Raw genomic sequence first — 12,768 nt, 5'->3', positions numbered from 1 at the left:
TTTTTTTAAAAATTAAAAAATGTGACTGTCAAATTTTGACATTCGCATTTTTATTTTTGTGTTGTCATTTTTCGTTTAATAATTTTATAAATGAGGGTACTGATGATTAATCCGAAAAAATAACTTAACCCTAAAGCCATTGCTGTACCATGTCGCCAACCAATCGGCTCGATGACAGGTGTTGGTGATGTATTAACAACCCTATAATGGTATTCTAAAGGATCACCCATGCTATCATTCCATGTCATTAATACAAAACTACCATCCTTTTTTTGCTCAAATCGTAAGCGAAAAATGCTACTTGCTAATGCTTGCTGATAGGGGGCTTGGCATAGGCGAAAATTTTGTGGATTGGCGTGATAATCTATGAGTGAATACAGTGGTAACGGTGGTTCATGGTCGTTTTCTTGATTTTTTTGGGCACAAATGCTAAAAGTTTCAGCGTTAATCGGTTTTTGAAAATCTGGCTTGGTAAAAAAATTGATGATAAGCGATAAACTTAGCCATATCAGTATAAAACAAATACCACGAGTAAATTTAGATTGAAAATATTTGGTTAACATCATTTTAACTGTTATGATAAAAATTAGGGAAAAATTTCAACGATTGTGCCAACGCTTACTTGGTCAAAAATCGCCAAAATATCCGCATTTCGCATTCTGATACAGCCGTGTGACATCGGTATGCCCATCGGCTCACACTCTGGCGTGCCATGGATATAAATATAACGACTGCGAGTGTCACAATTGCCAAGGGCATTTTTACCTTGATTGAAACCTTGTTCACAGCCGTCTAGCCACAAAATCCGTGTCAAAATCCAATCCCTATCAGGAAATTGCTTTGCCAAAACGTCATCATAAATTTCCCCTGTAAATTGCCGAGCAACAAAGACGCTATTTATCGGTAAATTTTCGCCAAATTTTTCACAAATTTGATGCTTGCCAAGCGGTGTACGACCTGAGCCGTTTTGTTGTCCAACACCGTTTTTGGCAGTAGAAATTACAAAACTTGTAAAATGTTGCTCAGACAACTGTAAAATCAGGTGTTGTTTTGCAACAAAAATTTGGATAAATGGATAAGTTCTCATGGGGAATAATGTTAAAGATTGGATAAGAAAAAGGCGTAACCAAATACGCCTTAGGTGTATTTTATAGTAACAATCAATTTAACTTTGGCATCTCAAGCGTCCAATGATTGACGAGTGGATAACGACGCTCTCTAGCAAAGGCTTTATGACTGATTTTTGTGCCAATCGGTGCTTGACGGCGTTTATATTCGTTGCGATCAACCATGGTTAGCACTTGTTGTACCACATCTTTGTCATAACCTGCTTCAATAATCGCATCAAAACCAAAATCTTTGTCAATGTATAATTCCAAAATTTTGTCTAATTTTTCATAATCATCTAAAATATGCAAATTATCTTGTAATTCTGGACGATTTACCAGTTGTTCAGGGATAACTGGCGTGTCTTCTAGGCGATTACGGTAGTTGGCTAGGGCATACACTTGAGTTTTATAAACATCTTTTAATACGTCAAAACCGCCTGCCATATCGCCGTACAGGGTGGTATCGCCGACTGCCATTTCAGTTTTGTTACCTGCGGTGAGTACCAGTTGCCCAAATTTATTTGACAACGCCATGAGTACCGTACCCCTTGCACGGGCTTCTAGGTTAATCTCGGTAATATCAGTCGGCGTGTGGCTAAAGATTGGGTCAAGCGTGTGACGTAAACCATCAATTGCTGAATGAATGGGGCAAATGGTAAATGATACATTCAAGCGTTGGGCTTGTTGCTTAGCATCGTTCACGCTAGCAGGAAGCGTGTGTTGGCTTGGCATACTCACCGCATATACTTTGTCCGCTCCTAACGCATCAACCGCAATGCACAGAGTTAACGCCGAATCTAAGCCCCCTGACAAACCGACTAACACGCTTTTAAAACCTGAATGTTGCACATAATCTCGCAAACCGACCACCAAGGCTTGATAAGTTTCGGCGATTTGTCCTAATGCTAACGGAGCTTTACGTTGTTGTGACAGTGTCAGTTTTTGGTCATCATTCATGCGTATTGATGCGTACAGTGTATGTGGCAAAAAGCGTGGGGCTTCATGCATCACACTGCCATGGGCATCCACCACCATAGAACCGCCGTCAAATACCAAATCATCCTGTCCACCTACGCTATTGGCATACACGATTGGCAGTTGATGTTCACTCGCACGTTGTTTTAACAGGGCTTTGCGTTGTTCTTGCTTATGTTGTTCAAACGGCGAAGCATTGATACACACAATCAAATCCGCCCCTTTTTCTTTGAGCAATTTGGTTGGTTGTTCTTGCCATAAATCTTCACAAATTAACAAACCAATTGTTAAGCCTTGGTAATCAAACAATACCTGATTTTGACCTTTGCTAAAATAACGGCGTTCATCAAATACACCATAATTTGGCAAATGTTGCTTGTGATAAAAGGCTTTTTGTTGCCCATTATGCACTACCGCCACCGAGTTAAACGTACCATATTGGTCAATATGCGGATAACCGACCAACATCACGATATCTTTGACGCTAAATAATCGTTCAAACGCCATTTTTACACGACTAGCAAGGCTTGGGCGTAACAGCAAGTCTTCAGGTGGATAACCCAATAACGCAAGTTCTGGGAAAATGATTAAATTTGCCCCTTTTTCACGGGCGGAATTTGCCAATGCGACCATTTTTTTGGCATTGCCTATCACATCGCCGACCATAAATTTTTCTTGAACAATAGCAAGTTTTAAACCAGTTGCCAAATTTTCATTGTTTGGGTTGGGGCTTTGTGAATGGTTAAAAGTTGCTTCGTGGTTGTTTGTCGTTGACATACTTATTGTTCCTTTAATATTGATTTTAACTGTGTAATAAAAATTAAAAATAATACCGTTTTTTAAAAATAATCTTTTATCAAAACATTGCCATAGAACCTGTATTCACAACCTTACGCAACTTAATTTTTTTTGTAAAAGTAGTCAATAAAAGTTTGCTTTTGCATGAAAACTGGTTAAATCTTGCTTTTCTGCGTCAAAAACTTGCTTGATAGAATGACTATCAACCTGCGTTTTTTCCTTGAAAAGCGGGCAATTTATCGCATTTTTCATTGCAAAAACGTTATGAATACAGGTTCTAAATCGGCTATTCTATTATAAAGAAATTGCCACGCATAGCAACAAAAAAATGTACACGACCGAGTAATTTTTTGGGTAATTTTGACAGTTATTGTGAAATTCTGCGAAATTTTGTCAAAATTTTACAAAAACCGTCAAAAGTTTGCTTGACCTTTTGGCTAATCATTGATTTAATACGGTTTTTTTGGTTGAGAAAATTATGTTTTCATTTATTTTTGTGATGTTTATCATTGTGGTGTGTAGTTGGATTGCGATGAAATTTATGTATCCACGCCCACCAAAAGGCGATTATATGCCAAAAGCAGGGGACAATCTGACCCCAAGAAATTGTAGTTTTTGTCAACATAGTTTGGCAGAATGGCGTGGCATCGTGGACGGTGAGCATTTTTTTTGTAATCATGAACATCAAGCCGACTTTTACGCAGGCAAAACTTATCAGGCATCGTAAAATACTTAGGTTGTAAAACCGTTTGTGCTGAGCTTGGCGAAAAATCTAAAGTATTGAATAATTTTAATCATTGGCAAAAAATCAATAAAAATCAATTTTTGCCTTGAATAACCAAATTTTAACCTTATTAATAACTCTAAACGTGGGTTTTAAATCACAAATTTTTAACTTTTTTATTTATCCATTTTTATAGGAAAATGAGCGATGACAACGATTGCAAACAATAGTGTCGTATATTTTAATTACACATTAAAAGATGATGAAGGGAATATCCTTGACCAATCACAAGGTCAGCCATTGGCGTATTTACATGGTTTTCAAAACATTATCCCAGGTTTAGAAAACCAACTTTTAGGTAAAACCGTTGGCGACAAATTCACCGCAACCGTTGCCCCTGCGGATGCGTATGGCGAGTTTGAAGACAGTGCAGTGCAAGAAGTGCCACGTGAAAACTTCCAAGGTGTTGATAACATTGAAGCAGGTATGCAGTTCCAATCACAAACCGAAGACGGTCATGTGATGCTGGTAACCGTGCGTGATGTGCAAGATGATTTGGTTATCGTGGATGCGAATCACCCATTGGCAGGTAAAACCTTGCATTTTGATGTAGAAGTGGTAGAAATTCGTGAAGCGACTGAAGAGGAATTGGCTCACGGTCATGTACACGGTGCAGGCGGTCATCATCATTAATTTGATGGTGGACTGACAAAAAAAGAACGTTTCGGCGTTCTTTTTTTGTAATGCTTGCAAATAGACCTTTTTGTAAACACCTATTTTGTGGGTTTTTAACAATTTCAGACCCAGATTTATGAGGGTCTATTTTTTGTTCCAAAAGAGGTCTAATAAAAATTTAGAAAAAATTATGCGTTATTACTTAAATAGGTTAAAACTTTGTGGTCAAAGCAAGGCTAAAGTTACGCCCTTGCTGTGGCACAAATGGCAAAAACGAGTTATGTATGTACACTTTTTCGTTTAATAAGTTGTTGGCATTCAATGATACAGTATATTGCAAACCTTTAAAGTAATTGTGATAATCAAGCCCCACATTCAGCAGATTATAACCTTTGGTGGCATCTTCTTGGATAAAAATAGGACATAGACGCTCATTGCCGTATTGGTGGTGGGTACATTCGCTGTTATATTTGGCAGCGACAGAGTTTGACGTACGGTTTTGGTCAAAAACACGGATAAACTCTAGCGATGGCGAGAAGTTGCCATACTCGCCGTTGATACGCATACCGATACGGTCAGGGGATAGGCGTGGCGGTGTGCGGTCTGGGCGGGTAATGGTGTCTTTGCCAACGACTTTATTTTCTATATCAATGCAAAAATCTTCATAGTCTGGGTCGTCTTTTTCTAAATCGCAATTTGGGTCAATCACTTTCACTTTTTCATAAAGGTTACCGCCAGTAATGGGGCTAAAGCCATATAATTTGCCACGTACCATATCGCCAAAGAGGCTAACATTGAGATTTGGGTTAAATTGATAGCCAATTTCTAGCTCCGCCCCTCTTAATTTTGCTTTAGACTGGGTAAAGCGTCGCATGGTTAAATTGCCACTTTTATACAAATTTTCTGGGTGAATGTAATTGTCAAATTTGTTGGCATAAATACTGCCTTTGACACGCCATTTATCGCCTTTAAAGGTTAACCCAAGCTCACCATTGTCCGATTTTTCTTTGTTTAAATCTTTATTGCCATATAAAAATGAATTGGTCGCCAAATGTTTGCCGTGATAATAAAGCTCCATAGGCGTGGGTGTGCGTTCATTGTGCGAAAATGTGGTATCAAGGCGAAGTTTTGGGTTAATATCCCAAATCGCTCCCATTGCATAGGAAGTGGCATTGCTTTTATAAGGTGTTAAATCGGGCAATTCTTGTGTGCCGATACCGTTGGCAAGTTGTGCTTTGATTTCGTCCATGTTGTATTCTACAGGAATACGAGTGCGTTCCTGGCGTAGGGCGGTGTGGAGCTTTACATTGCCAATTTTGTATTCGCTAAGCCCAAAAATACTGTGGGTTTTTTGGGTATTTTTCACCAAAAGACGGCGATTGCCTGCTTTTTCGTTTGGGCTTGGGATAAGGGCGTGGGTTTTATTGCGTTGATTGTCAAAACCCCACACAAAAGACAGGCGGTCTGTTGGCGATTGGTAAATAGAAAGTTTGGAGCTTAAACCTTGATTATCCCAGTAAGACGTATTACCTTTTACAAAAATCTTTCCTTTTGATGGATCAGGAATTTGCTTACCGTCATCGTATTCTTGATGTTCATAATTGCTGTGGCTTGCGGTAAGACGGATTTTATCAATACTTGGGATTGGCTGGTTAATTTCACCTTGCAGAGAAAAAGTTTTTGATGTCATGTCCACCCAAGGACCTTTTTGAGTGTGGTCATGCTTATGTCCATAGACGTGTTCATGGCTGTGGCTGGGGTCTAAATCATAATTTGTACCACAGTGAAAATGCAAAGACGTTATCATGTCTTCATCGCTCATCAGATGTGGATAAGGGATTAAATATCTACGTTCAGGTCCCCAAAGTCCGCGGCTGGTGTTAAAAGCGTGTCCTTCACAATTATCAAACTTGTGATTGTGCCCAACCAGTCCATATTTATCACGGCGTTCGCTATATGCCAAACCGATATGCCCTTGATTGCCAATATAAGACAAGCCCAATGTTCCAACTGTGGATTTATTATAAGAATCTGGTAAATAATTCAACACTTCACCAAAATTAATGGCAGGAACATTATAAGGGTTGGCATCTCGCCCCATTGCTTCCAATCGTAGGACAAAATTATCATTTAAAGGAGCAGAAATCCCTGCTGTTGCAAGTTTTTCATCGCTACCAGAATTAAAACGTAACATCGTCTCACCTGTGATGCCTGTTGGCATCTTGTCTGGAATGCGTCCATCAACGACATTAATTACCCCAGCAGGCGAAGCATTTGCGTGCATGAGCGTGGACGCACCACGCACCACTTCTACACGGCTGGCAAGAAGCGTATCCACCGCAACCACATGGTCAGGGCTAACTGTGGACATATCGGCAACCGCAGAGCCATTTTGCAAAATCTTAACCCGCACGCCTTCTTGACCACGAATCACAGGAGCAGATGCCCCACCGCCAAACGGATTAGAATGAATGCCACTCTCACCTGCCAACGCATTGCCAAGCGTGGCGGACTTGCTTTTTAATCTTTCCTTTGAAATCACCATATCGCTCGCCTTTTGGCTTTCAGCAAAGGCTAACGAATTGACCTTATTAGCAGACGTTGCTTCAATCACAATCGTATCCAAAGTCGTCTCAGGTGAGCTATCATTGGCAAACACGCTCATGCTTGAGCTTGCTAATACCGCCAACACAGATAAATGTAACGTGTTTTTTATCATAAATGTAACCTTATTTTTATAAAAAAGAAACATTATAACATAACTTTATAAAAATGTAATATTATAACATTTCAAAATCTTAATCTGATAAAAAAGCACAACGCTTAAGCAAAAAATGTTAAAATAAGCAGTTTTACCAACCCTTATCAAGTGATTATTATGAAAAAACTCATGACCGAAATCCAAAAACGCCGAACATTCGCCATCATTTCCCACCCTGACGCAGGTAAAACCACCATGACCGAAAAACTTTTGCTGTGGGGGCAAGTTATCCAAAAAGCAGGCGAGGTTAAATCTCGTAAAACCGATAAACATGCCACCTCCGACTGGATGAGTATGGAGCAAGAAAGGGGCATTTCTATTACCACCTCGGTCATGCAATTTCCTTATAATGACTGTATGGTCAATCTACTAGACACCCCCGGACACGCCGATTTTAGCGAGGACACTTACCGCACGCTGACGGCGGTGGATTCTGCCTTAATGGTGATTGACGGGGCTAAGGGCGTGGAAGAACGCACTATCAAGCTAATGGAAGTGTGCCGTATGCGAGACACACCGATTATTAGCTTTGTCAATAAACTTGACCGTGAAATCCAAGATCCGCTTGCCTTGCTTGATGAAATTGAAAATGTGTTAAAAATTAAATGTGTGCCTTTTAGTTGGCCGATTGGCATGGGGCAAGATTTTGTCGGTGTCTATAATCTGTTGGACAACAAAACCTATTTTTACCAAAAAGGACACGGCACAGAAATAGTGGAAATCGAAAGCCGAGACGGTTACGATTATCCTGATGTGCGTGCAAAAATTGGTGAAATGGCGTTTAAACAGTTTGAAGAAAGTCTTGAACTGGTGCAAATGGCACATGAAGAGTGGGACGAACAAGAATTTTTAAATGGCACGCAAACGCCTGTCTTATTTGGCACGGCGTTGGGTAACTTTGGTGTAAACATGATTTTGGACGTTTTAACAAAATACGCCCCACCGCCAAAAGACCACGATGCGGTGGAGCGATTGGTAAAAGCGGACGAGCCTGCCTTTACGGGCTTTGTCTTTAAAATTCAAGCCAACATGGACCCCAAGCACCGAGACCGTGTCGCCTTTATGCGTGTGTGTTCGGGCAAATACGAGCGTGGCATGAAAATGAACCATGTGCGTATCGGCAAAGAAGTGCGAGTGTCGGACGCACTCATGTTCCTGGCGGGCGACCGTGAAGCATTGGACGAAGCGTACGCTGGCGACATCATCGGCTTGCACAATCACGGTACAATCCAAATTGGCGATAGTTTCACGAGTGGCGAGACCTTGAATTTTACAGGCATTCCGCACTTTGCCCCTGAACTGTTTCGCCGTGTGGTGCTAAAAGACCCTTTAAAATCCAAAGCCCTACAAAAAGGCTTGCAACAGCTCTCCGAAGAAGGAGCAACGCAAGTATTTATGCCTCAAATCAACAACGATTTGATATTGGGGGCGGTGGGGGTGTTGCAATTTGAGGTGGTGGCTCACAGATTGTTAGAAGAATACAAGGTACAATGCACCTTTGAGCCGATTAGTATCGCAACCGTGCGTTGGGTACATTATGATGACAAAGTCGCCTTTGAAAAATTTAAGAAAAAAGCCCACGACCAACTCTCGGTGGACGGCGGTGGCTATCTGACCTACCTTGCTCCAAGCCGTGTCAATTTGCAACTAATGCAAGAACGCTATCCTGAGGTGGAGTTTCGGGCGACTAGGGAGCATTGATTTTAAAAGTACAAAAATTGGTGTATAATGGACAGAATTTGTGAACGCAAGTTCTGTCTTATTTTAAATTTGGTTAATTTTAGGAAAAAAGCAATGACACAGCCCATTCAAAAAATCATCTTTGGTAGCCCAGGAACTGGTAAAAGCCATTTGATTAAAGATAAAATCATTCCCTCTCTAGGCATTGACGAAAAAGCAAATCCTGAAAATGTAATTAAAGCCGTATTTCACCCTGAATACACTTATGGGGATTTTATGGGAAAATTATTGCCAATTACAAGAGCAGGAAGAGTAGAATATAATTTTTATGAAGGGCATTTTTTAAAAGCATTGGCACAAGCTTATAAGAATATTTTAAATACTTATGAGTATGATGAAAAGAAAAAAGAAATTAAGAAAAAAAATGAGGCAAATGGCGAAGAATTACAACCAAAAAATGTCGCTCTTGTCATTGATGAAATCAATCGTGGTAATTCATCAGCAATTTTTGGTTCTGTATTTCAATTGCTAGATAGAGATAATGAAGGCTTATCAAGTTACGACATAACCATTCAAGGTGTGGTATTTGTTAAATTACTTGAAATTATTGGTTTTGAAAAAATTCAATCACACGACAATGGAGAAATAAATACAGCAACATTCACAGATTTAGGACTTGATAGCGATAAATTAGAAACAATAAGAAGTCGCTTTAATATTGCTCTGAAAGAATTTAATATTGCAGATAAAACAATCAGAATCCCACCAAATCTCCATATTATCGCTACGATGAATACTTCGGACAGTTCCATTTATCATATGGATACTGCCTTTAAACGCCGTTGGGAATGGCAGTTTATTGATGTTAATTCTAAACTGGTAAAAACGGATGGCATTGCTTTTAAATCTGAAAGCGATTGGTTTGATTTTATCGCCAAGCTTAATCAATTTATCAAATCCAACCATAGCTATATTCGTGGGATTGAAGATAAACAGATTGGTAGGTATTTTATTAAAGGTAATGAGCAAAATCAAATTGAATATTCTATCATTCAAAGCAAATTGATGTTTTTTATTTGGGATAGTGTCTTTAATAGGGATAAAACACCCTTAGTAAAACTCCTTTTCGGTAACGATAATGTAGAGCAAAACAAAAATAAATTGGTTACTTTTGGGGATTTTGCCATAAAGGTCAAGGAATTTGTTAAAGCCATACAGGAAAGATAATGTTTAATTTTAATAAATTAAATGTTTTAAGACCCAATGAAGTTAGATTTTCATCTGATGAAAAAGACTATTATTCATTTGTAGGCATTCGCCCATATCAAGGCAAGATGACTTTTTTCTTGCCTAAGGGTTTTGATGATTTTGATAAAAGTTATGAAAATGTTAAAAATTTATTTTTTAAAATGTATCGTACTTTTGAGAAATTTCGTCAAAATGGTGAAAGATATGGCAATAAATTCTTAGATGATAGCCAAAAAGAAAATGCCAAAAACAGTAGTCACAAAGGGGCTTATGTTTTTACTGATGAAGACAATAACGAAACTGTTTTGTATAGCAAAATTGATTTGATTGATAAAATATTCAAAACTTATCAAGAGTTAGAAATTGAATCTTTAATCCAAGAATTGGGCTTGATTGAAGAAGTGGATTATTCCAAAATTGAAAATTATTTGGATAAGGGAATTTTTCTAAGTAATCACGCCATTTTTATTGAAAATATGGTTGGTTATCGCAACATTGTGCGTGGTGTACCGTCCGAATTGATTGAGTTATTTTGCTATATCTATAAAGAATTAGCAAGTGAGTTGGAGAAAGAATTATCTGAACAAATCAAAGAAATTGCCTTTAATTTTTCTTATAAATATCTAAGCCCAGAACAAAGTTTATTTTCTGAATATTCTTTTGAATCTACAATCAGCATTCTAAAAGATTGCTTGGATAATATTCACAAAACCACTGCTTATAAAAATTACCAGTATTGGGATATTTATGAGGCGGTAGAGTATTTTTTATATGGCAGTTTGGGGTTTGATGAGAATAGCGGACAAAATTTTTGGGGAATTGATGATTTTATCCTAATATGGGAAGAAATGTGCAACTACGCGTTCTTAAAAAATCAACAATATAAAATAATTTATTGTGATAGTAATACTTTACAAATGAATGAGTATCAGCCAAAACTATCCAAAGATAAAAATAATGATGTATGGATTGACACAACAGAAATTCAAAATATTTTTCATTTTGAACTAAATGAGTTTCAAAGATATATTAGACCAGATATTATTCTTAAAAGCCTGCAAGATATTAATCTTTTAGACTTATTTAGGCAAAATGAAAGTTTGGTATTTGATGAAAAATATCAAGGAATTACCAATGTTTTAGATGTAAAAATTTCAATAAATAACAATTGTGAAGAAAGCAAATATAGGATTATGTTGAGCCAAGTCTTTGAAATGTTCAAAAAAGAATTCAACATTCTTTCTTTATCTATGGTAAAAAATACCAGATTTGGAAAAATGGATTTTTTAAAAAATGATAATAATTTGATTGTTAAACAGGTAAATAATATAGAGTTTACAGAAACGCCAAATTTTATTCAGGTTAAAAATATATCAAAAGATATTTATAATAAAATATACAATAAAATTCATAAAGAAATTGGGGAAATAAGCAAAAATTCTTTAAATAGTCCAGTATTTACAATCATAGATTGGAAGTATAGACCTTATCAGATTTTTTTATCAAATAATACGCCATATATCAAAAAAGATATTATAAAATCATTGGCTTATGAGTTTTGTTTATCGCAAATTATTGATGCAGACATTATCAATGCTTTTGGTGTACCATACTATAATTTAAGCAATGATGTGATAGTTTCAAGAGAATCTTTAAATTGTGGTGTTAAATTATTTAAAATCAATTTTATTAAAGTTCAAGAGATATATTTAAATGGTTGAATTATTTAGAAGTAATTTTGTATTTGGTTTACAAGGAAAATTATATCAAAATTTTATTGATGATATTGCCAAACCAATTATTGAAAAAGTTATTTCAACTGATGATTATGAAATCATTGGTTTTGAAAGACATTTATCGTTTCAAGATTTCAAAAATAAAGAAAATAAGATTTTTGATTATATTTACACTGATTTTTTAGATGATATTAAAAAAGAAAATAATAAAGTTGTGTATAGGAAAAAAGTTTGCATTACACTTGATGAAAGACTGTGTATTGATATTTGCCCTAATACAGGTAGAAAAATCACAACCATTAAATTAGCTGGTGTAGAATTGGCTTATTTTATTTATTTTGATGTCAAAGAGTTTTTTGATTTTGTTGATCAAGAAAATAAAAATAAACAAACTAAAAAATCCGATAAAAACATTTTTTTATTAAATAATAAAAAAGCCAATAAAGTTAATGAAAAAAATGATTTAAAACAATCATTCATATTAGAAAATTCAAGCAATAATCCAGAGAATCAAATAGATAAACAAATCTCTCATTCTACAAAGATTGGATATATTCGCAACCATTCTTCTGAATACACCTATATAAGAACTTCCTTAAATAGGGGAGATGTTTTTAAAATTAAACATACTTCTTTTATAAATATAAAATGTTTGCCTATTGGAGCAACAATAAAAGCTGAATGCTTAATAAATGACTTAGGCAAGATTGTAAATGTTGAGTCTTATAGCCCTGTTCCAATTTCAGAATCAAATTTTAATTTGAATAAATTTGAAGGTAAATTAAAGCGTAAAATGGGAGAAGATTCTGCCTTTATGGATAGTCAAGATACTGTTATCTATGTACCACCACGCTGTGCAAAACATTTTAAAGAGAATAAGATCTATAATGTTCAATGTTTGGCTGCACAATTTTTAGATAAGAATAACAATCTAAATTGGGAAGCATTGGAAGTTATAGAGATTTTGGGATTTAAAAAATAACGAAAAATGGTTAGAATAGTGAATGAGAATCCAAATTCCACCAACCAAAAATTAACCAAAAGAATGATTGACTAATTGGG

At 36.6% G+C, this 12,768-nt stretch carries 10 protein-coding genes; 6 read left to right on the top strand and 4 right to left on the bottom strand.

The window, feature by feature from the left end:
* Nucleotides 1-50: 50 nt before the first annotated feature.
* The 3 genes from A3G3_RS0109200 to A3G3_RS0109190 all read right to left on the bottom strand — a co-directional run bounded on the left by A3G3_RS0109200 (nucleotide 51) and on the right by A3G3_RS0109190 (nucleotide 2,861).
* Nucleotides 51-566 (bottom strand): hypothetical protein, encoded by a 516-nt coding sequence (locus A3G3_RS0109200; protein ID WP_019520235.1) that lies wholly within the window; start codon nucleotides 564-566, stop codon nucleotides 51-53.
* A gap of 20 nt (nucleotides 567-586) precedes the next feature.
* Nucleotides 587-1,087: a L,D-transpeptidase gene (locus tag A3G3_RS0109195; RefSeq protein ID WP_019520234.1), complete on the bottom strand. Its 501-nt coding sequence runs from the start codon at nucleotides 1,085-1,087 to the stop codon at nucleotides 587-589.
* A gap of 73 nt (nucleotides 1,088-1,160) precedes the next feature.
* Complete coding sequence (locus A3G3_RS0109190; RefSeq protein ID WP_019520233.1) at nucleotides 1,161-2,861, bottom strand: NAD+ synthase; 1,701 nt, start codon at nucleotides 2,859-2,861, stop codon at nucleotides 1,161-1,163.
* A gap of 499 nt (nucleotides 2,862-3,360) precedes the next feature.
* Between A3G3_RS0109190 and A3G3_RS0109180 the strand changes: the two genes are divergently transcribed.
* Both A3G3_RS0109180 and A3G3_RS0109175 read left to right on the top strand, forming a co-directional pair.
* On the top strand, nucleotides 3,361-3,609 hold the full coding sequence (locus tag A3G3_RS0109180; RefSeq protein WP_019520231.1) for a hypothetical protein: 249 nt from the start codon (nucleotides 3,361-3,363) through the stop codon (nucleotides 3,607-3,609).
* 204 nt (nucleotides 3,610-3,813) lie between these two features.
* Nucleotides 3,814-4,299 (top strand): FKBP-type peptidyl-prolyl cis-trans isomerase, encoded by a 486-nt coding sequence (locus tag A3G3_RS0109175; RefSeq protein WP_019520230.1) that lies wholly within the window; start codon nucleotides 3,814-3,816, stop codon nucleotides 4,297-4,299.
* Nucleotides 4,300-4,492: 193 nt separating this feature from the next.
* On the opposite strand, the gene A3G3_RS0109170 is transcribed toward A3G3_RS0109175, so the two are convergent.
* On the bottom strand, nucleotides 4,493-7,000 hold the full coding sequence (locus A3G3_RS0109170; protein ID WP_019520229.1) for a TonB-dependent receptor: 2,508 nt from the start codon (nucleotides 6,998-7,000) through the stop codon (nucleotides 4,493-4,495).
* Nucleotides 7,001-7,159: 159 nt separating this feature from the next.
* Between A3G3_RS0109170 and A3G3_RS0109165 the strand changes: the two genes are divergently transcribed.
* The 4 genes from A3G3_RS0109165 (at nucleotide 7,160) to A3G3_RS0109150 (ending at nucleotide 12,688) form a co-directional block, all read left to right on the top strand.
* Nucleotides 7,160-8,743, top strand: coding sequence for a peptide chain release factor 3 (locus tag A3G3_RS0109165; RefSeq protein WP_019520228.1), 1,584 nt, complete (start codon nucleotides 7,160-7,162; stop codon nucleotides 8,741-8,743).
* Between the two features lie 93 nt (nucleotides 8,744-8,836).
* A complete protein-coding gene (locus A3G3_RS0109160) occupies nucleotides 8,837-9,949 on the top strand; it encodes a hypothetical protein (RefSeq protein WP_019520227.1) in 1,113 nt (370 codons plus the stop codon).
* The gene (locus A3G3_RS0109155; protein WP_019520226.1) at nucleotides 9,949-11,691 is read left to right on the top strand and encodes a hypothetical protein; all 1,743 of its coding nucleotides are present in this window, start codon (nucleotides 9,949-9,951) and stop codon (nucleotides 11,689-11,691) included. The genes A3G3_RS0109160 and A3G3_RS0109155 overlap by 1 nt, the downstream gene beginning before the upstream one ends.
* Nucleotides 11,684-12,688 carry a hypothetical protein gene (locus A3G3_RS0109150; RefSeq protein ID WP_019520225.1) on the top strand — a complete coding sequence of 335 codons (1,005 nt, stop codon included), beginning with the start codon at nucleotides 11,684-11,686 and terminating at the stop codon, nucleotides 12,686-12,688. Before A3G3_RS0109155 ends, A3G3_RS0109150 begins: the two co-directional genes overlap by 8 nt.
* Nucleotides 12,689-12,768: the final 80 nt, after the last annotated feature.

It is taken from the genome of Moraxella boevrei DSM 14165 (genome assembly GCF_000379845.1).
GTDB lineage: Bacteria > Pseudomonadota > Gammaproteobacteria > Pseudomonadales > Moraxellaceae > Faucicola > Faucicola boevrei.
Note: the sequence above shows the minus strand (reverse complement) of the source record. Positions and strands in the feature narration are given on the sequence as shown.

Excerpts from the sequence above, each read along its gene's own strand:
- A3G3_RS0109180 (WP_019520231.1), top strand. The coding sequence starts at position 3,361 with ATGTTTTCATTTATTTTTGTGATGTTTATCATTGTGGTGTGTAGTTGG.
- A3G3_RS0109195 (WP_019520234.1), bottom strand. The coding sequence starts at position 1,087 with ATGAGAACTTATCCATTTATCCAAATTTTTGTTGCAAAACAACACCTG.
- A3G3_RS0109150 (WP_019520225.1), top strand. The coding sequence starts at position 11,684 with ATGGTTGAATTATTTAGAAGTAATTTTGTATTTGGTTTACAAGGAAAA.
- A3G3_RS0109160 (WP_019520227.1), top strand. The coding sequence starts at position 8,837 with ATGACACAGCCCATTCAAAAAATCATCTTTGGTAGCCCAGGAACTGGT.
- A3G3_RS0109200 (WP_019520235.1), bottom strand. The coding sequence starts at position 566 with ATGATGTTAACCAAATATTTTCAATCTAAATTTACTCGTGGTATTTGT.
- A3G3_RS0109175 (WP_019520230.1), top strand. The coding sequence starts at position 3,814 with ATGACAACGATTGCAAACAATAGTGTCGTATATTTTAATTACACATTA.
- A3G3_RS0109155 (WP_019520226.1), top strand. The coding sequence starts at position 9,949 with ATGTTTAATTTTAATAAATTAAATGTTTTAAGACCCAATGAAGTTAGA.
- A3G3_RS0109170 (WP_019520229.1), bottom strand. The coding sequence starts at position 7,000 with ATGATAAAAAACACGTTACATTTATCTGTGTTGGCGGTATTAGCAAGC.
- A3G3_RS0109165 (WP_019520228.1), top strand. The coding sequence starts at position 7,160 with ATGAAAAAACTCATGACCGAAATCCAAAAACGCCGAACATTCGCCATC.
- A3G3_RS0109190 (WP_019520233.1), bottom strand. The coding sequence starts at position 2,861 with ATGTCAACGACAAACAACCACGAAGCAACTTTTAACCATTCACAAAGC.